Genomic DNA, 17,425 nt, shown 5'->3' on the forward strand with positions numbered 1-17,425 from the left:
TGTATTGCCCTTCCATATTTTGAATTAAGCTGCAACCTACCATGTAAAAAAACTATTTCATATTCTATTAGAAAATATTTTCCTAAACACTATCTCGTACCCATTCATTGTTAACCATAGCAATTATTTACAGTTCAGAAAAGCAATAGCCCTCAAAAACAAAAAAATAGTGTAGAAAACGCGTGGTGCTAGTTCGTAATAATTCTATTTTCTGTAAAATCAAAAAAGCCTAAATTATAAATAAAGACGGTCAATTCAATTTTTAACCAAAAGCCTACCACTGACCGCGTGAGATTTTTTTCGATTCCATAATCTTCAACTAGGATCGAGAAACGGGATTCGATCGTGCGCCGGAGATCTTTCAAAGCCGGAACATTGTGCTGTTTGGCTCCTTTCATGTTTGAACGGTAAGGTGTCCAGAGCTCATAACCTAGCTCGCCAAAATCTTCTTGTAAGGGCTGTCCCACATAACCGACATCCGCTAAAACAAAGGGACACGGACAGCCTGCGATCAAAGTTGACGCCGCTTGGGTGTCATGTTTAGAGGCCTCGGTGACAGTGTAATTTAAGATATAACCGCTGAGCGAGGTCTCAAAATGAGTCTTAAACCCGTAAAAATACATGTCTTTGGTCGCATTGTAGCCTAGGTCAGCTATGCCGCGGAAAACCTTGGCCCGCTTATTTCTAACTTTTTGGCATAAAGGGTTAGGCAAACTATCAATGATCGCAAACTGTCCTGTTTGCGCATAGTCGCGAGTCAACCCCTGCCGCATGGCCATGACCACTGGGAGAAGACGTTGTGCTCGTCGGTTAAAACGGGAGCGCTCAATGTTCAATTGATGTGGGATGAAGGTCTGTGCCCAGGCAAAGAATTTACGCTGGGAGTGCATCTGTGTAATGACCTGTAAACACAGTAAGGCTAAGATCTGCACATCAGAAACACGAGACTTAGTGGTGTTACGGCGTTGCGAAATATAGCGCGGGCAGTATTTTTGATAAAGCTCAGCACAAAGAACTTTAAGTTGAGCTAAATTGACTTGTAAATTATGTCGTTTTTGTTTAAACTTTAAGTGGTCCAACAAGATCAGGTCTCCTTTGTTTAAGTCACTTAAGAGTCTAACCTTGTTGGGCTTTTTTTGTAAAATTTTGTACTAAATAGTTGAATGTTACGAACTAGCACCACGCGTTGTAGAAAATGTTTTTCTACACTATTGCGGGGATGATCTATGCTAGAAATTCCCTGTACAGCGGGCACTTTAACTTACTAATGCACATTAAAGGCTTGAGGAGACGCTCAATCAACGACTCCCCCCTTAAGAGGAAAAATCTATATGTTATACATGCCTAAGCACGTGTAGTTATATATACGCAATTTCCGTGAATTTTTGCTTTTTTTGTGTAACTTTTTTAATTATTTTCAATAAAAAGAGAGCATAAGAAGCAACCCGCCCTTATGCCCTGTGAAAGGTAGTGCCATGAGAACAAAAACTATCGACTACTAAGTATGTAATAATTACATACACTACTACATACGCAATTTATTGCCAAATGTGTTTTTCTTTTTTTAATCAATTTTCAGCCTGTTCCTCCTTATACATATAAGTAGTCGTAGTAGTTTACCTAAGTCAAGATACTATACCAATTATTTTCAATACTCATTTAAGAGCCTCTACATATATATATTTGGCAATTCCTCGGTTGACCATTATCTGTTGTTTGTTTTTGGAAGACAAGAGCAGCATATCAAAGTCAATATCCACTTTTTCTAAAGAATACTCTTGGCCGATCTCCAGTCCCAATTTAGATAAATATTTAATAACTCGCTGATTATCCAAATACTCTTTTAAAATATATTTTTGTTGTATTTTCATCAAATTTAATGAAAGTAAGCTTTCATTAAAAAGTTGCGGTTCCTGCACACTGGCACCAAACGGAGTTTTAGCCGGAAAATTTAAGTGTTCATTCAATTGTTCACACATAAGTTGGCTGTCGAAATTTGCAATCTTCCAGGCCTGCGCTGCGATCTCGTCTAATGACAGATCCAACTCATTAGCGAGCCACACTTCACATAGACGTAACTTCTTCAATAACTGTTCAGTTCTTCGTTCGCCCTCTTCACTCAACGAGATCGCACCATATTTTCGACTAACTACTAAACCTTTTTGAGACATTTTTTTGACTTGTTCCGTGGTCGTTGCTGGAGAAACACCCAATAAGCCAGCCAGTCGTTTATTAGATACTTTACCGCTCAAATAACTGCCTTCAAAAATCGCCTTTAAGTAATTGTCCGTTACACTATGCATTACTTTGCTCCCCCTTCTATTATTTTTAAGTATACCAAATTTTTTTATTTTAATCTATGAACTTAAGGTGTACAATATGGAATGGAAAAGGAAAGGTGGTTTTATAGGTGAGTCAAAACGAGCAAAAAACTCAAAAGAAACACCATTTGGTTCAATATGCAAATGGCCGCTCGCTCGAAGAAATCAACGGGACTGTGGAAGTTCCTAAAGGTAAGGGATTTTGGAAAACGTTGTTTATGTATTCCGGCCCTGGCGCATTGGTCGCTGTAGGATACATGGACCCCGGTAACTGGTCGACCTCTATCACTGGAGGCCAGAACTTCTCATACCTGTTGATGTCCGTGATTTTGATGTCGAGTTTAATTGCCATGTTGCTACAATACATGGCTGCTAAACTGGGCATAGTAAGTCAGATGGACTTGGCACAGGCAACACGCGCCCGAACAGGTAAAGCACTAGGGATCATTTTATGGATCTTAACCGAATTAGCTATTATGGCTACTGATATTGCCGAGGTTATTGGTGGTGCGATCGCTTTATATCTCTTATTTGATATCCCTTTGATCTTCGCTGTCTTCCTAACAGTTTTAGATGTTTTAGTACTGCTATTGTTGACGAAGATCGGTTTTAGAAAAATAGAAGCGATCGTTGTTTGTTTGATTTTTGTTATCTTGGGGGTATTTATTTATCAAGTAGCATTATCTGATCCAAACTGGGGAGAAATGTTCAAAGGTTTTATTCCAACTGGTGACACTTTTGCAAGTTCTCCTGAAGTTCATGGGATGTCACCGATCTCCGGCGCGCTTGGTATTATCGGAGCCACCGTAATGCCGCACAATCTCTATTTACACTCGGCTATTTCTCAAACTAGGAAAGTTGATCATAACAACGAAGAGGATGTTGCACAAACAGTTAAATTTACCACTTGGGATTCAAACATCCAATTATCACTCGCATTCGTCGTTAATGCATTGCTATTGATCATGGGTGTTGCTGTCTTCAAATCAGGGGCAGTTGAAGATCCTTCTTTCTTCGGTTTGTATGAAGCTCTTTCTGATACTTCTGCATTAAGTAACGGCATCTTGATCAAAGTAGCCCGTTCAGGTGCGCTATCCGTCCTATTTGCGGTCGCCTTATTAGCTTCCGGGCAAAACTCCACCATCACTGGGACATTAACAGGTCAAGTTGTTATGGAAGGTTTTGTGCATATGAAAATGCCGTTGTGGGCTCGTCGTCTAGTTACCCGGTTGATTTCCGTTATCCCTGTTTTGATAGCCGTTTTGTCAACAAGTGGCCAAAGTGAAGTTCAACAACACGTAACTATTAACAATTTGATGAATAATTCCCAAGTTTTCTTGGCCTTCGCTTTGCCATTTTCAATGATCCCGTTGTTGATGTTGACCAATAGCAAGACTGAAATGGGCTCCCGTTTCAAAAATTCGACTTGGGTCAGACTACTAGGGTGGATCTCGGTCCTTGGTTTAACTTACCTTAATATGAGGGGGCTTCCTTCCTCGATCGCAGCCTTTTTTGGTGATCATCCAACAGCTGCTCAGGCTACGCTGGCCAACAATATCGCCTATGTTATTATTGCATTGATCATTGCATTATTGGTTTGGACTGTAGTTGACATCTACCGTGGCGACAAACGTTTAGCACAAGAACAAGCAAGAAAGAAGGCATAGAAGACTATGGAGGATAAGCAACCTAAATTCTCGCGACTGCTTGTTGGAACTGATGATTCACGAGACGCTCAATTAGCTTTTAATTACGCAATCAACTATGCTTTAGAAAACAGGGCTGAACTTTTTATCGTTTCAGTACTCGAAAGCGATGAAATGAACATTTATCAAGCGTTAGATGATGACTATATCCACGGAGAAAAATCAGATTTAGAAGAACATCTATCAGGATACAAAGAAACTGCTGAAAAAGCAGGAGTTAGCAACGTTCACACAGTAATTGCCGAGGGAGATCCAGGAAAGACGATCGTAAATGAAGTAATTCCACATATCGATCCGGATCTATTAGTCATTGGCTCTTTTGATAAAAAGGGTATCAGCAAGCACTTCGGGAGCCAAGCAGCTTATATGGCTAAATATTCCCCAATACCTGTTTTAGTCATGCGTTAGATAAAAAAATTTAACCCATACAAAAAGGCACGAGTTCAATCAAAATCTCGTGTCTTTTTGTTACGTTTCAAATTAAAATGGGCAAAGAACTCTCAAAGTTCCCTCTAGTCCAACTGAAAGTGGAGTGATGTTTCTTAAACTTCTCCCGGTCTAGCCGAACGGGTATAGGTCGAAGAATTTTCTCACTGTTCTAGTTAAGAACAGATCCGGAAACTATCACAGCCAAAAATCTAAACTGAAATGTGTCCAATATCTGCTAATAACCGATCTCAAGGGCCATTTTTTGAAATACAGATTTTCATTTATGCCGTGTTTCGATAATCTCTTGCAAACTATCAAATGTTTGATCAGCTTTTTTACCGAAGTATTGGGCCGTTAACATATATAAACATTCTGTAATTGCTAACTGTGAAGTCATCGATAAGAATGCCTTTTGACGATATTGCAGGGACTTTGAAATTGAAAAGAAGCAGACCTTGCCGTAGGTCGTCAGCGGCGATCTCGGAGTACTTGTGATCACTATCATCGGAACATGCCGCTTCTTTAAGATCTCAGCAATATTGAGTGTATCTTTATTATTGCCCGTGTGCGAAATAACAATGGCACAATCGTTTTTGGTTAATTTAGAAGCCTGCATTAATGACATGTGATATTCAGAATTGTACGAAACATATAATGGGACGCGTAAAAAACGGTGATAAGCATCGAAAGCAACAATATTAGAACCACCCAACCCGAAAAAAGAGAGGTTTTTTGCTTTAACGATCAATTCTCTCGCAGCAAACAGATCTTCTTCATGCATCAAATCAAAAGTTTCAGTCAAAGTTTCGATGTTAGCACTCAAAACTTTTTGCGAAACGATCTTTAGTGTATCCTTGTCAGAGATCTCGCTACCTATCGCCAAAGGATTTTCATTTTGACTATTTAAAGCCCACTTAAACTGCGAAAAGTTGCGGTAGCCCATATCTTTAGCAAATCGTGATACTGTTGCCAGTGAGACCCCGCTTTTGTTTGCAAGTTGAGCCAAAGTCATTGATGGAACTTGCGAATAGTTGTTCGTAATAAAATCAGCTAATTTTTTACTGCTTGCTCCCATCCTTGCATAATCTTTCTTGATCCTTTCTGTAATTTGTCCTTCCATCATGTACCACTCCATTTACTTTGATATGCTAATTTTTTGTACTAACTTTTTTTTCAAGATTTTCCCTTGCATTGTAAACATTTTCAATTATAATAGAGTTGTAAAAAAAAGTCATCTTTTTTATTTTTATTATGCTATTTTCTTTCATATCAATTATTTTTTAAGACTCTGAAATACAGAGTTATACAAGAAAGGACGCTTTTTCTATGAAATTAGTGATCGTTGCGGCTGCGGTCGTATTGCTTATCTTTTTGATCGTTAAGGTCAAATTAAATACTTTCATTTCACTGATCGTTACTTCTTTTCTAACGGCTTTAGCTCTACAGATCCCTTTGTCAAAAATTCCTGACATTATTACTTCAGGGATGGGTGACCAGCTAGGTGACCTTGCTATTGTCTTTGGACTTGGGTCAATGATCGGTAAACTTGTTTCCGATTCAGGCGGTGGTTACCGGATCGCTCACACTTTGATCGATGCATTTGGTAAGAAAAGGATCCAAATTGCCGTAATCATAGCTTCATTCATCGTTGGTCTAGCTCTGTTCTTTGAAGTTGGTCTAGTTGTTTTATTGCCGATCATCTTCATGATCGCCGATGAATTAGGCTTACCGTTGCTGATCCTTGCTATCCCAATGGCCGCAACATTAAATGTCATGCATGGTTTTATTCCGCCACATCCAGCTCCAACTGCAATCGCCGGGATCTTACACGCTGACTTAGGTCAAGTGATCTTGTTCGGGATCATTGTTGCTATCCCAACTGTGATCGTTTCTGGTCCTATTTTTAACCGTGTTTTGCATAAACTTTACCCTCAAATTTACCGGATCCAAAAATCGATCCCAGGACTGGGTGAAGTAAAAGAATTTAAACTAGAAGAAACACCATCGTTTGCTAAAAGTGTAATTACTGCAATGATGCCAGTTATCTTGATCGGGATCTCAACGATCTTAAAGTATTCATTACCTAATAATGGCTTCAATAAGGCGATACAATTTGTCGGTAATGCCGACGTCGCTATGTTGCTTTCATTGATCTTGGCTATCTTTACTATGGGGATCGGTCAGAAGATCTCTATGAAACAAATTGGTTCGACCTTAGAATCTGCTATCACTCAGATCGCTGTCATGCTCTTCATTATTGGTGGTGGCGGTGCCTTCAAACAGGTCTTGGTCGAAGGCGGGATCTCAAATTACATCTCATCATTATTTTCCAACACAAATATGTCGCCGATCTTCGCTGCTTGGTTGATCACCGCGATCTTGCGTGTCAGTCTTGGATCCTCGACAGTCGCTGCATTAACAGCTGCTGGTTTAGTGGTACCTTTGATCGCACAAACAGGTGTCAGCCCTGTCTTAATGGTCTTGTCCGTAGGTGCTGGTAGTATCTTTGCCGACCATGTCAATGACGCGGGCTTCTGGATGATCAAAGAATACTTTGGTTTGACTTTAAAAGAGACTTTCCTTTCTTGGACGACGTTGACCTCAGTCATCTCGCTCACTGGACTGGCCTCAGTCTATGTTTTATCGCTTTTCATGTAACACTAAAGCAACAGCAAAAAATTTAGCATTATTATAAAAAAGAGGATATTCAATTTTTCATCACCCTATTTTGTGAAAGGATGTCAATAATGAACTATATCATTGGAATGGACATCGGAACTACCAGCACAAAAGCTGTGCTGTATGGCGAAGATGGTCAGGTTTACACTCACGCTAATGAAGGCTACCCTTTATACCGTGACGCGACTGGGATGGCAGAAGAAGATCAAGAAGAGATCTTAACAGCCGTTACCAAGGCATTAAAAGAAGTCGTTAACCAAATAGACTTCAAAAAAGATAACTTAAAGGGTGTTAGTTTTTCTAGCGCAAATCAAAGCTTGATCGCGTTAGATAAAGATCATCAACCACTGACTAGGATCCAAACCTGGGGAGATACTCGCTCTACAAAATACGCCGAACAGATCAAAGATTCTGATCGTGGTCAGGCCATTTACGAAAAAACAGGGACACCGATCCATCCCATGTCCTTATTATGTAAAATACTTTGGCTAAAAAATGAGAAGCCGGACATTTATAAAAAAGCTGCTTACTATTGCGGCATTAAGGAATACGTCTTTTATCGTCTTTTCGGTGTTTGGCAAATGGATATTTCAGTGGCCAGCTGCACTGGATTATTTAACATTTTTGACCAAAAATGGGATCCAGAAGCGATGGAAGTTGCTGGTGTTAATGAAAACCAGCTGCCTCCAGTTGTAGATGCTTACGAGCAATTTACTAGCTCAAAAGATGAATTCTCCAAGGTAACTGGCTGTCCTGCCGATACCACCTTTATTCAGGGAGCTTTCGACGGCGCATTATCAAACCTTGGCGTTGGTGCGATCGATGAGGGTGTCGTTGCCGTTACGATCGGTACTTCTGGAGCAGTGCGGATCGTAACAGATCATCCAGTTACTGATCCTAAAGGCAGGATCTTTTGTTACGCGGTAGACAAAGGACATTATGTAGTCGGTGGGCCCGTCAACAACGGTGGTGTCGTCTTCCGTTGGGCGCGCGACAATCTGTTCGATGCTGAAAAGAGTACCGCAGAATTGTTGCATAAGAACACTTATGACTTATTGACCGAAATTGCCTCACAAGTACCTGCTGGTTCTGACGGCTTGCTGTTCCATCCATTTCTAAGTGGAGAACGTGCACCGATCTGGGAAGCAAATGCACGTGGTTCTTTCTTCGGTTTAACGCAGATGCATACCCGCGCTCACATGGTGCGTGCCGTCTTGGAAGGCATTGTCTATAATCTCTACACTGTCTTACTAGCACTAGAAGAAGTAGTGGGACAACCAAAAGAGATCTTAGCAACTGGTGGCTTTGCCCGTTCTCAATTATGGCGGCAAATGCTGGCTGATGTTTTTGAAAGGCCCGTCACGATCCCACAAGATTTTGAATCATCATGTCTAGGCGCAGCAGTAATTGGCATGAAATCACTCGGGATCGTTGCTGATTTTAATGTCGTTAAACAATTTATCGGCGAAACCTCAACTTATGATCCAAATCCGGATAACTTTGACGTTTACCGTGAATTAGTTCCGATCTATATTCGTTTAACACGACAATTGAGACCTGAGTATGAAAACATAGCACGTTTTCAAATCGAACATAGTCATTCGAAAGACGAGAACAAATAGCTTTTTAGTACTTTATTATTCAAAGACCGCTAATTAACCATTGATCACGCACAAATTATCTAGGAGGAAAATAAAATGCAACTTGGTTTGATAGGCTTAGGAAAAATGGGCTGGAATTTGATGGAAAATATGTTAGATCACGATGTCAAAGTCACCGTTTTTGACGTCAATGAAAACACGCGTAAAAAAGCTCAAAATTCGCAGCTCGATATTGAGGTAGCAGACAGTTTGGAAGGATTAGTCCAATCATTGCCACAACCACGCATCATTTGGTTGATGGTCCCGGCCGGTACTCCAACTAATGACAGTATTGCCAAACTGGTTGATTTGATGGAACAAGAAGACATCTTGATCGATGGGGGTAATTCATTTTACGAAAATTCCATTTCTCACGGGCAACTTGCTGCCGAAAAAGGCATCCATTTCTTTGACGTCGGCACTTCAGGAGGAATGTCTGGTGCACGCCACAACGGTAACTTTATGATCGGTGGAGAAAAAAATATTTTCCCACAGATCGAACCGTTATTTGAAAAAATTGCAGCCAAAGATGGTTATCTTTATACTGGTGAGTGCGGGTCCGGCCATTATCTAAAAATGGTCCATAACGGTGTAGAATATGGCATGATGCAAGCTATCGGCGAAGGCTTCGATGTCTTGTCCAAAAGCCAATTTGACTTCGATAACGAAGGTGTGGCTAAGGTCTGGAACAATGGTTCCGTTGTACGCAGCTGGTTAATGGAACTTGCACAGCAAGCATTTGCTAACGATGCTAACCTAGATGAGATCAAGGGGGTAATGCACTCTTCCGGTGAAGGTGCCTGGACCGTTGAAGAAGCAATTCAACTTCATGTTCCAACCCCTGTGATCAGCAGTGCTTTGATGATGAGATATCGCTCTGAAGAAAATGATACGATGACTGGTAAAGTCGTCTCTTCCTTAAGAAACGGCTTTGGCGGACATGCTGTCGATAAGAAATAAATATTAGGTAAGCGTAACTAAAAGCACGAGATTCCTTAAGTTTAATTCCAGGAAGCCCGTGCTTTCTTATTTCGATATATTTTATAAACCTCATTTTCTTACCAAAGAATTAACAGATAATATCGACCTAAGACAATGAGCTGATTTATTTAAAACTAAGTGGTAAACTAAATTTGAATTTAATTTTAATAATACGAGGAGATTTACTCTGATAAAAATACAGCGAATTTATTCAACTGACTCTACCCAATCTGGCTATCGAATTTTGATTGCTCGTCTTTAGCCTCGTGAGGTTTTCAAGACTAAAGCAAACCTTGGCGATTGGGACAAAATGATTGCTCCTTCAAATAAACTTCGCAAATGGTTCAACCATGACCCACAGAAATTTCCAAAATTTAGTAAAGCATACCGCAAAGAATTAGCTGAAAATCCAGAAACACCTGAATTTATCGCTAAAATCACGAAAAAATGGCACATAACGATATTATCTTACTTTATAGTGCTAAAAATAAAGAGCACAAACAAGCTAAGTACTACGCAACTACCTCCAAGAAAGATTAAACATTGAAAGTTAATAAAGGTGAGAACATATGCAGTCTACTGAAAAAAAGAAGTGTGTTGCTTTGGTGCCAATTTTTGCTACTTTAGATAAAGATAAGTTAACCAAATTAGCTCAAAAAGTTACTAGCAGAAAAATAGCCAAGGGAGAATTTCTATACAACTTCGCGGATCAAAATGATGCTTTATATATCGTACATCAGGGACAATTAAAAAATTATCAGATCCTAGAAACTGGAGAGGAACAGTTAATACGTTTATTAGGGCCAGGAGAATTTACTGGTGAGTGGAGTATCTTTCAACCGCAGCAACAACATACTGACATAATAGAGGCCCTTATAGATACGGAAGTTTGTCAATTAACACGAGAAAATTTTAAAAAGGCTTTGTTAGACTATCCCGAAATTAGTCTGAGCCTCTTACAACAAATGTCGAAGCGTTTAGAAACTTCTGAAAAACAAACGGCCACTGTGGCATATCCTTCAATTACTAAACGTATTACTTCTTATTTAGCAAGCCTGAGCATAAATAAGAAAGATAAGCCCATCAGAGTCGAATTACCTATGACACGAAAGGCTTTGGCATCCTACTTAGGGACAACACCAGAATCTATTACTCGAGGTTTTCGAAAGTTAGAAAAACAAGGTGTAATAAGGTCAATTTCAACTAGGAATATCCAGATCAATGATCTTAATGCTTTGCAAAAATAAAAAAGAGCGTGTTATCTCACACCCCTCTCATTGATACAAACGATAATTTAGTAAACGGATCGCATTTAAAATCACAACAATAATACTTGCTTCATGTACAAACATTCCAATTCCCATGTTGATCCAGCCACTAAACAAAAGACTACTTAACAAAAAGAGAACTACCCCTATCGCTATAATAATGTTTTGCAGCATATTGTGACTAGTGGCCTTGGCTAATTTAAGTGTAGGAGCCAAACGGCTAAAGTCTGAATTCAGTAAAACAATATCTGAAGTTTCAATAGCGACGTCTGTCCCGTTGCCCATGGCTATCCCTGTATTAGCTGTAGCCAATGAAGGACTGTCATTAACTCCGTCACCAACAAATGTTACATTCTGTCCTCTCTCTTGTAGTTTTTTAATATACGCTGCCTTATCTTCTGGCAGCATATTTCCTTTGGCCTCAGTCAGACTTAGTTGATGTGCAATTTGGTCAACTGTTCCTTGGTTGTCTCCTGATAAGAGGACCAAATTTTTAACTCCCAATTTTTTTAGTCTGGCTAGTTCAGTTTTTACATTCGGTCGTAATTGATCCTTGATCCCTAAAATTAACGTTAGCTGTTTATTTATAGCCATGAAAATTAAAGAGTTACCTTCAGCTTCTAATTTCTTACTTTGTGCTATTTCTTTTGGCTTTAAGTTAATTCCGTTAGTTTTTATTAACTGTAAATTGCCTAAAGTAACTTTATTGCCCTTTACAGTTGCAATAAGTCCACCACCTTTAATCACCTGTGTCTGCATAACTGGATACTTTAGAGCGTTTGGATACGTCTTTACTACAGCTTGCGCTAACGGATGGTCACTTTCAGCTTCTATGCTAACTAGTATGCTAATGGTCTCATTCTCATTAACTTCAGCGCTTGAAATAACTTTATTCACTCGTGGAATACCAATCGTTAGCGTACCAGTTTTATCAAAAACCATAGTATCAACTTTACTGAAATCTTGTATTGTTTCACTCCCCTTTAGTAGTATGCCATGTTTAGCACCATTTCCAATCCCAGCCACGTTTGAAACAGGAATTCCAATAACCAAAGCGCCGGGGCAACCAAGAACTAAGACCGTCACGGCAAGCTCAATATCCTTGGTGATCAACGCCACAATAATCGCTAATAATAATACCACTGGTGTATAGTATTTTGAAAATTTATCAATAAAGCGTTCCGCACCAGATTTAGAATCTTGTGCTTCTTCCACCAATTCAATGATCTTACCAAAAGCGGAGTCTTCGCCAACGCGCTCGGCCTGCAGCTGAAGCGTTCCATTTTCTAGGATAGTGCCAGCATAGACCGCCGAACCTACTTGCTTATTAGCTGTCTTGGGTTCGCCGGTTATACTAGCCTCATTGACATATCCCGAACCAGTAAGTACTTTACCGTCGACTGGAACCTTTCCACCAGTTTTAACTAAAACTATATCTCCTTTATTAACCTCGTCGATCAGAACTTCCTCAAATTGACCAGCTTGATTTTTCTTTAAACTGACCTCTGGGGCCATTTCGGTCAAAGACTTGATTGCCTTACGTGTTTTACTAAGCGTAGCTTGCTCTAAGTAATGTCCCGCTAAAAAGAGAAATGTCACTACAGCCGCTTCTTCGTAACTTTGAACAAAAAAAGCACCCAATACCGCAATCGTTACTAAAACGTCAATACTAACTACCCGGACCTTTAAAGATTGAAGGGCTTGGACAGTAATCGGTAAAACTCCGGCAACCCCCGAAAGTATTAGTGCAAGGGGCGCTATTTTTCCTTGTGTCAGAAAAAAGCGGTCTAACAAAGCTAACAAAAGTAAAGAACCATTAATAATCGTTAACTCCTTTTTGTGAGTCAAAATATACTTCTGCATTTCAAGCTTCCTTTCTGATATAAAAACAGGTACTATTAACAGCACCTGTTTATATTTATCAAGACCAGTTTCGTCCCATTCCCTTTTATACCTTATATTCTATTCTCCGTACTGTATGCTTGATCTAGTTCAGACAAAAAATTGTAAGTTTTTTCCATTGTCGGGCACGCGTCTGCTGGAATTTTATAGTTATCAGTTAATTTTCTGATTTCTTGGTATTCTGAACTTGCATCTTCCATTAGCTGAGACTTTGCCTCTATTTTGTCAAATAATTCATGCACTTTAAATGTCTCTGGATGATTTTTTCCGTGCGCACGAGTGATCGCTAAAGTATAGATTTCTAAATTGGGAAAGTACTCTTCTTGTAACTCACTATATTTACTCATTTATTGACTCCTTTTTTCTTTAAACCGTGACAACCTTTGATTTGATTACTGGGTATCCAATATCTTCAATGGCCTTTTCAATCTCTTCAATCATCACCTCTTTTTCATTAAAGTTGACCTTTAATTTACTAGCGTTAAACATTACTTTAATACTAGATTTATCGACCCCTTTAACCGAAGTGGTGGCAGCTTCGATCTTTTGCATGCAAGTCGGACATGCCAATTCCTCTAAATTGATAATAGCTTTTTTCATCATAAAAACTCCTTTCTTGCCTTTCCTTATTTTGTAGTATATACACCTTGTATTTTTTTCTAATTGATCATCGTCAATTTTTCTTTAATTTTCTGAACCTTTAATTTATATTTTTTCTAAATGTTATGGTTATGCCCTGATTTTAAAAAACTAATATACTAAGCTCATAGAGTAATAAAAAATAATTTAGGGAGGTCTTTACTATGAAAAAGGTGTTAGTCATTCTATTAATATTGCTAGTTATTTTGGTTGCAGCAATTGGACTGTATGCTTATCATAATCTTCATTACGACAAAAAAACTGCACGATTGATCAAAGGTGCAAATATAGCTGAAAAGCAAGTGACACTACCAGATGGTTCGGTTTTGAACTATGGAGAAAATCAAAACGAGAAGACGCCGCTTTTGCTTTTGCATGGGCAAAATGTGTCTTGGGAAGATTATGCACCGGTTCTGCCGCAATTAGCTCAAGAGTTTCATATTTATGCTGTTGATTGTTATGGGCACGGTGGTTCCAGCAAAGATCCCGATAAGTATTCAGCTAAAGCAATTGGTAAAGACCTTATCTGGTTTATCGAAAATGTAGTAAAGGAACCGGTAGTTGTATCGGGACATTCTTCAGGAGGCTTGCTGACTGCATGGCTAGCTGCCCATTCCTCACGAAATGTACTGGGCGTCGTGATAGAAGATGCACCCTTTTTCTCAACGGAACCGGGTAGAGCGGAGCAGTCATTTGCTTGGCAAGGATTCAAAGTTACGCATGACTTTTTAAGTCAGAACACAGAGAATAATTACACTCGATATAGTTTGGAGCATAACTATATGCAAACTTTTTTCAATCAGAAGGGAAAGGATAATTGGTCTACTGTTGTCAAAAATCCAGCATACAAATATATGAAGAATCATCCTACCCAAGTTCCTCGTGTTTGGCTCTATCCTCCTCGTTTAGGTGTGAATGAAATTTACGATTTGACCGCTAATATGCAAGACGGAACAGGTGAGTTTGACTTGCGTTTTGCCGACACTTTTTACGATTATTCTTGGTTTGATGACTTTAACCAAGAGGAAACATTAGCAAATATTACGGTTCCTGCAGTCTTGCTACATGTAGCGCCAGGCGAGGTAACCGCACCCTCTTACTATGATGAAAATGGCATCTTACTATCGGCTATGGATGAAAAGGATGCCACTCGTGCTGTAAGACTGATGAAAAATGCGCGTTTAATAGAAGGTTTTAAATCCATGCACGATATCCATAAAGACCAGCCGAAACAATTCACGAAAGTAATGAGGGAATTTAAAAATGATTTGAAATGAGAGTTGGGAACTTGTTCTTAATACATTTTTCGACTTGAAACTTGTTTAATGGAGTTGTTTGAATGGTTGGGGCGCTGGTTTCTTTTGCTTTTTCCCTTATTTTAGCAGTCTGGAGATTAAAATGGGAGTCCAATTGAGCTGGCAGCAAGGTTGGATTATTCCGGTTGTATTTGGCGTCTTTTACTTGTTGAATGTAATTTTTAACATTATTGGTGGTGAGTGGCTGACACTCTTGTTCAGCCACCCGCCCATTTTGATTTATAGTGAGATTTTATGGACTGGTTTTGGTCGAGACGGGTAACTTAAAATTTAATAACGGTAGACTGAGACGAATTTGCGAAGAAAGGTTTGCATTAAACTGATGATTTGGCAAGCAAGTTTTTGTTGTTTGTCAGATTTTTACGCTGAGATAAAAAAATGGAGAAAAATATCCAAATAGTAGTTTTGGATAAACAAGGCGGCGTTAGATATCCGAATGAGGCTGCAAGATGAAAAAGGTTGCCGAATTAAATTTCAATAGCAGATAACATATTAAACGGGGCATAACTTGAAAGTTATGATTTTTTCTACTTACCTATTTTAATGCTTTTTTAATTCTAACAAGAGTATCTTTTTATTTTGCAATATAAAGATAACAGTGTTATCTTTAATGAAAAGAGGTGCATATGCTTGGGTAAAGATACAAAACAAAAAATAATTACTTTAACTCTTCAAGAAATTGCGGATGGAAATTTCACAACTTTGTCATTAAGAAGCCTTTCAAAAAAAATGGGATTAACTACAGGGGCTTTTTATAAACATTTTACTAACAAAGACCAACTTTTGACTGTTGCAGCTAAACAACTAAACGCGGATTTGGTTGAAGAAATTCAGCAAACAGGTATTCTAAAATGGGAGGAACCAGAAAGATCTTTAATTGCTCTTGGAAAATTCTTAATGAAAAAAATCGAGCATGATACAGCCTCAATGGACTTCCTATTTTTTGAAACTCAAAATTCCTATGAAACCTTGAGTGAAACTTCGCCTTTATTTAGTGTAACTATGCAAATCATTAACAAGATAGTCAAAAAGCAAACACGAAGTAAATTAGCAGAAAAAGTTTTTTATCGCGAGTGGTCTTTTATTCTAGGATATGGCTTATTGCTTAAAAATAACGTCATTTCATACGATGAACAACTCTTTGAAAGTACGGTATTGACACTATTACATGAGGTATGACTATGCAAAAAAATCTTAGTGCAGTTAAAACAGTATCGATTACCACTCAGGAATCCAATTGGCAAATTTTAAAAGATGTTTCCAGTAACTTTATTGGTTCTTTGAGCAGTAACATGTTTGCCTATGGTTTAGGCCTAATGCTTTTAGATCAAACCGGTTTAGCTATTAGTTTTGGAATTGACATGGTTATTACACCTATAATAGGACTATTATTTTTAATTCCTGTTGGCAATTTAACCGACCGTTACCCACACAAAAAAATTCTTACTTACAGCATTGCTACCCGATTATTTGCACTAATTATCTTTGCCTGCTACGTTGACCATTTTAATGGTCTGTATAAAATGATCCCCGTGATTATTTTCCTAGTTGTTAATTCAATTTCAATTAACTTTAGCAATGCGAGTTATTCATCAGCCGTGCATGAATTAGTGAATGACAATAAGATTCAACAACTAAGTTCCTTAACGCAAGGCTCGATCTCTCTTTCACAAATTTTAGCTCCGGTGATTGGTGTTGCTTTATATAGTGCCGTAGGTTTTGATACTTTTATCTATTTTGAGATTTTTGCAACTTTACTAACTCTCTTAATTTTACAAACTATGCACTTCCATTACAGTAATTCTTCAAACAGTTCAAACAAAAGAACTCCACTTGAAGATTTTAAATCTGGCTTAAACTACGTTGACCAACGCAAATTGATAAAATATATTATTATTATGGCTGTCGTAGTCAATTTTATTTTTACCGCTTTAAATTTAGGAATCCCTTACGTAATTAAAAACCAGCTTCATTTAGGAAACGGGCCGGTTGGTTATTTACAATCTGGAATAGCACTTGGAACATTAGTAGGAAGTATTCTGATGTTGTTTTTGCCAGATAAAAAGTGGTTTGCGCAAAAGCTATTACTTCCTTTGCTGTTTTTTGGGGTAGAATTTGTCCTTTTGGGGTTTATCTTTCTAGGAAAGTTAAATTTATGGGAACTAAATATCTGGGGCACAGTGATCATGTCCTTGATCGGGTTAACTTTAGCCGTCCTAAATATCACTGTACAAGTTAGGTTACAAAAAACCGTACCAACACATATTTTAGGACGAGTAATGGCACTGTTAACAACTGCTAATACCTCTGTTATGCCACTAGGAACACTCTTTTATACTTTCTTTTTCCAAAATAATTTTAACGGCGGTTATATTTTTATGATTAATGGGATTTTCATGTTTAGTTATACTGTGATTTTGTTCCCTGTTTTGTTAAGAAATATAAAATGCGATAACAAATACATAGATTGACAACCCAATATCCATTTTGAAGTAATCTAAAAAGATTCTAGTGTTAAAATTACTTGTTTTTTAGAACATGTTA

At 38.5% G+C, this 17,425-nt stretch carries 17 protein-coding genes; 10 read left to right on the forward strand and 7 right to left on the reverse strand.

The genetic code is table 11. From position 1 onward, the window contains the following. Positions 1-188: 188 nt before the first annotated feature. Both AC3XNE_RS03735 and AC3XNE_RS03740 read right to left on the reverse strand, forming a co-directional pair. A complete protein-coding gene (locus AC3XNE_RS03735) occupies positions 189-1,082 on the reverse strand; it encodes an IS982 family transposase (RefSeq protein WP_489831357.1) in 894 nt (297 codons plus the stop codon). 573 nt (positions 1,083-1,655) lie between these two features. Continuing rightward, the gene (locus tag AC3XNE_RS03740; RefSeq protein WP_489832978.1) at positions 1,656-2,303 is read right to left on the reverse strand and encodes a metal-dependent transcriptional regulator; all 648 of its coding nucleotides are present in this window, start codon (positions 2,301-2,303) and stop codon (positions 1,656-1,658) included. Between the two features lie 107 nt (positions 2,304-2,410). Between AC3XNE_RS03740 and AC3XNE_RS03745 the strand changes: the two genes are divergently transcribed. Both AC3XNE_RS03745 and AC3XNE_RS03750 read left to right on the forward strand, forming a co-directional pair. Continuing rightward, positions 2,411-3,988 (forward strand): Nramp family divalent metal transporter, encoded by a 1,578-nt coding sequence (locus AC3XNE_RS03745; protein ID WP_489832979.1) that lies wholly within the window; start codon positions 2,411-2,413, stop codon positions 3,986-3,988. Between the two features lie 6 nt (positions 3,989-3,994). Further along, positions 3,995-4,435 (forward strand): universal stress protein, encoded by a 441-nt coding sequence (locus AC3XNE_RS03750; protein WP_489832980.1) that lies wholly within the window; start codon positions 3,995-3,997, stop codon positions 4,433-4,435. Positions 4,436-4,733: 298 nt separating this feature from the next. Here the strand turns inward: AC3XNE_RS03750 and AC3XNE_RS03755 are convergent, their stop codons facing one another. Continuing rightward, positions 4,734-5,579 carry a MurR/RpiR family transcriptional regulator gene (locus AC3XNE_RS03755; RefSeq protein ID WP_489832981.1) on the reverse strand — a complete coding sequence of 282 codons (846 nt, stop codon included), beginning with the start codon at positions 5,577-5,579 and terminating at the stop codon, positions 4,734-4,736. A gap of 203 nt (positions 5,580-5,782) precedes the next feature. On the opposite strand from AC3XNE_RS03755, the gene AC3XNE_RS03760 reads away from it, so the two are divergent. The 5 genes from AC3XNE_RS03760 (at position 5,783) to AC3XNE_RS03780 (ending at position 11,003) form a co-directional block, all read left to right on the forward strand. Beyond that, a complete protein-coding gene (locus tag AC3XNE_RS03760; RefSeq protein ID WP_489832982.1) occupies positions 5,783-7,114 on the forward strand; it encodes a gluconate:H+ symporter in 1,332 nt (443 codons plus the stop codon). An 89-nt stretch (positions 7,115-7,203) separates the two neighbouring features. Further along, on the forward strand, positions 7,204-8,757 hold the full coding sequence (gene gntK / locus AC3XNE_RS03765; RefSeq protein WP_489832983.1) for a gluconokinase: 1,554 nt from the start codon (positions 7,204-7,206) through the stop codon (positions 8,755-8,757). A 75-nt stretch (positions 8,758-8,832) separates the two neighbouring features. After that, a complete protein-coding gene (gene gnd / locus AC3XNE_RS03770; RefSeq protein WP_489832984.1) occupies positions 8,833-9,735 on the forward strand; it encodes a phosphogluconate dehydrogenase (NAD(+)-dependent, decarboxylating) in 903 nt (300 codons plus the stop codon). A 331-nt stretch (positions 9,736-10,066) separates the two neighbouring features. Then, complete coding sequence (locus AC3XNE_RS03775; protein WP_489832985.1) at positions 10,067-10,303, forward strand: DUF488 domain-containing protein; 237 nt, start codon at positions 10,067-10,069, stop codon at positions 10,301-10,303. A 22-nt stretch (positions 10,304-10,325) separates the two neighbouring features. Beyond that, on the forward strand, positions 10,326-11,003 hold the full coding sequence (locus AC3XNE_RS03780) for a Crp/Fnr family transcriptional regulator (protein ID WP_489832986.1): 678 nt from the start codon (positions 10,326-10,328) through the stop codon (positions 11,001-11,003). A gap of 27 nt (positions 11,004-11,030) precedes the next feature. On the opposite strand, the gene AC3XNE_RS03785 is transcribed toward AC3XNE_RS03780, so the two are convergent. The 3 genes from AC3XNE_RS03785 to AC3XNE_RS03795 all read right to left on the reverse strand — a co-directional run bounded on the left by AC3XNE_RS03785 (position 11,031) and on the right by AC3XNE_RS03795 (position 13,526). Beyond that, on the reverse strand, positions 11,031-12,887 hold the full coding sequence (locus AC3XNE_RS03785; protein ID WP_489832987.1) for a heavy metal translocating P-type ATPase: 1,857 nt from the start codon (positions 12,885-12,887) through the stop codon (positions 11,031-11,033). 92 nt (positions 12,888-12,979) lie between these two features. After that, positions 12,980-13,273: an iron-sulfur cluster repair di-iron protein, ric gene (locus AC3XNE_RS03790; protein ID WP_489832988.1), complete on the reverse strand. Its 294-nt coding sequence runs from the start codon at positions 13,271-13,273 to the stop codon at positions 12,980-12,982. A gap of 19 nt (positions 13,274-13,292) precedes the next feature. Next, positions 13,293-13,526 carry a heavy-metal-associated domain-containing protein gene (locus tag AC3XNE_RS03795; protein WP_489832989.1) on the reverse strand — a complete coding sequence of 78 codons (234 nt, stop codon included), beginning with the start codon at positions 13,524-13,526 and terminating at the stop codon, positions 13,293-13,295. Between the two features lie 203 nt (positions 13,527-13,729). Here AC3XNE_RS03795 and AC3XNE_RS03800 point away from each other — a divergent pair, with 203 nt between their 5' ends. Next, the gene (locus AC3XNE_RS03800) at positions 13,730-14,842 is read left to right on the forward strand and encodes an alpha/beta fold hydrolase (protein WP_489832990.1); all 1,113 of its coding nucleotides are present in this window, start codon (positions 13,730-13,732) and stop codon (positions 14,840-14,842) included. Here AC3XNE_RS03800 and AC3XNE_RS03805 read toward each other — a convergent pair. Then, complete coding sequence (locus AC3XNE_RS03805; protein WP_489832991.1) at positions 14,823-15,086, reverse strand: hypothetical protein; 264 nt, start codon at positions 15,084-15,086, stop codon at positions 14,823-14,825. The two genes, AC3XNE_RS03800 and AC3XNE_RS03805, sit on opposite strands and share 20 nt — an antisense overlap. Positions 15,087-15,511: 425 nt before the next feature. Between AC3XNE_RS03805 and AC3XNE_RS03810 the strand changes: the two genes are divergently transcribed. Both AC3XNE_RS03810 and AC3XNE_RS03815 read left to right on the forward strand, forming a co-directional pair. Continuing rightward, positions 15,512-16,060 (forward strand): TetR/AcrR family transcriptional regulator, encoded by a 549-nt coding sequence (locus AC3XNE_RS03810; RefSeq protein WP_489832992.1) that lies wholly within the window; start codon positions 15,512-15,514, stop codon positions 16,058-16,060. Positions 16,061-16,062: 2 nt separating this feature from the next. Further along, on the forward strand, positions 16,063-17,352 hold the full coding sequence (locus AC3XNE_RS03815) for an MFS transporter (RefSeq protein ID WP_489832993.1): 1,290 nt from the start codon (positions 16,063-16,065) through the stop codon (positions 17,350-17,352). Positions 17,353-17,425 lie beyond the last annotated feature (73 nt).

It is taken from the genome of Ligilactobacillus sp. JN-6 (Y).1, from assembly GCF_058111525.1.

Bases quoted from the DNA above. Each gene is read 5' to 3' on its own strand.
- gnd (WP_489832984.1), top strand. From the start codon at position 8,833: ATGCAACTTGGTTTGATAGGCTTAGGAAAAATGGGCTGGAATTTGATG.
- AC3XNE_RS03795 (WP_489832989.1), bottom strand. From the start codon at position 13,526: ATGAAAAAAGCTATTATCAATTTAGAGGAATTGGCATGTCCGACTTGC.
- AC3XNE_RS03750 (WP_489832980.1), top strand. From the start codon at position 3,995: ATGGAGGATAAGCAACCTAAATTCTCGCGACTGCTTGTTGGAACTGAT.
- AC3XNE_RS03775 (WP_489832985.1), top strand. From the start codon at position 10,067: ATGATTGCTCCTTCAAATAAACTTCGCAAATGGTTCAACCATGACCCA.
- AC3XNE_RS03740 (WP_489832978.1), bottom strand. From the start codon at position 2,303: ATGCATAGTGTAACGGACAATTACTTAAAGGCGATTTTTGAAGGCAGT.
- AC3XNE_RS03815 (WP_489832993.1), top strand. From the start codon at position 16,063: ATGCAAAAAAATCTTAGTGCAGTTAAAACAGTATCGATTACCACTCAG.
- AC3XNE_RS03785 (WP_489832987.1), bottom strand. From the start codon at position 12,887: ATGCAGAAGTATATTTTGACTCACAAAAAGGAGTTAACGATTATTAAT.
- AC3XNE_RS03790 (WP_489832988.1), bottom strand. From the start codon at position 13,273: ATGAGTAAATATAGTGAGTTACAAGAAGAGTACTTTCCCAATTTAGAA.
- AC3XNE_RS03755 (WP_489832981.1), bottom strand. From the start codon at position 5,579: ATGATGGAAGGACAAATTACAGAAAGGATCAAGAAAGATTATGCAAGG.
- AC3XNE_RS03800 (WP_489832990.1), top strand. From the start codon at position 13,730: ATGAAAAAGGTGTTAGTCATTCTATTAATATTGCTAGTTATTTTGGTT.
- AC3XNE_RS03760 (WP_489832982.1), top strand. From the start codon at position 5,783: ATGAAATTAGTGATCGTTGCGGCTGCGGTCGTATTGCTTATCTTTTTG.
- gntK (WP_489832983.1), top strand. From the start codon at position 7,204: ATGAACTATATCATTGGAATGGACATCGGAACTACCAGCACAAAAGCT.
- AC3XNE_RS03780 (WP_489832986.1), top strand. From the start codon at position 10,326: ATGCAGTCTACTGAAAAAAAGAAGTGTGTTGCTTTGGTGCCAATTTTT.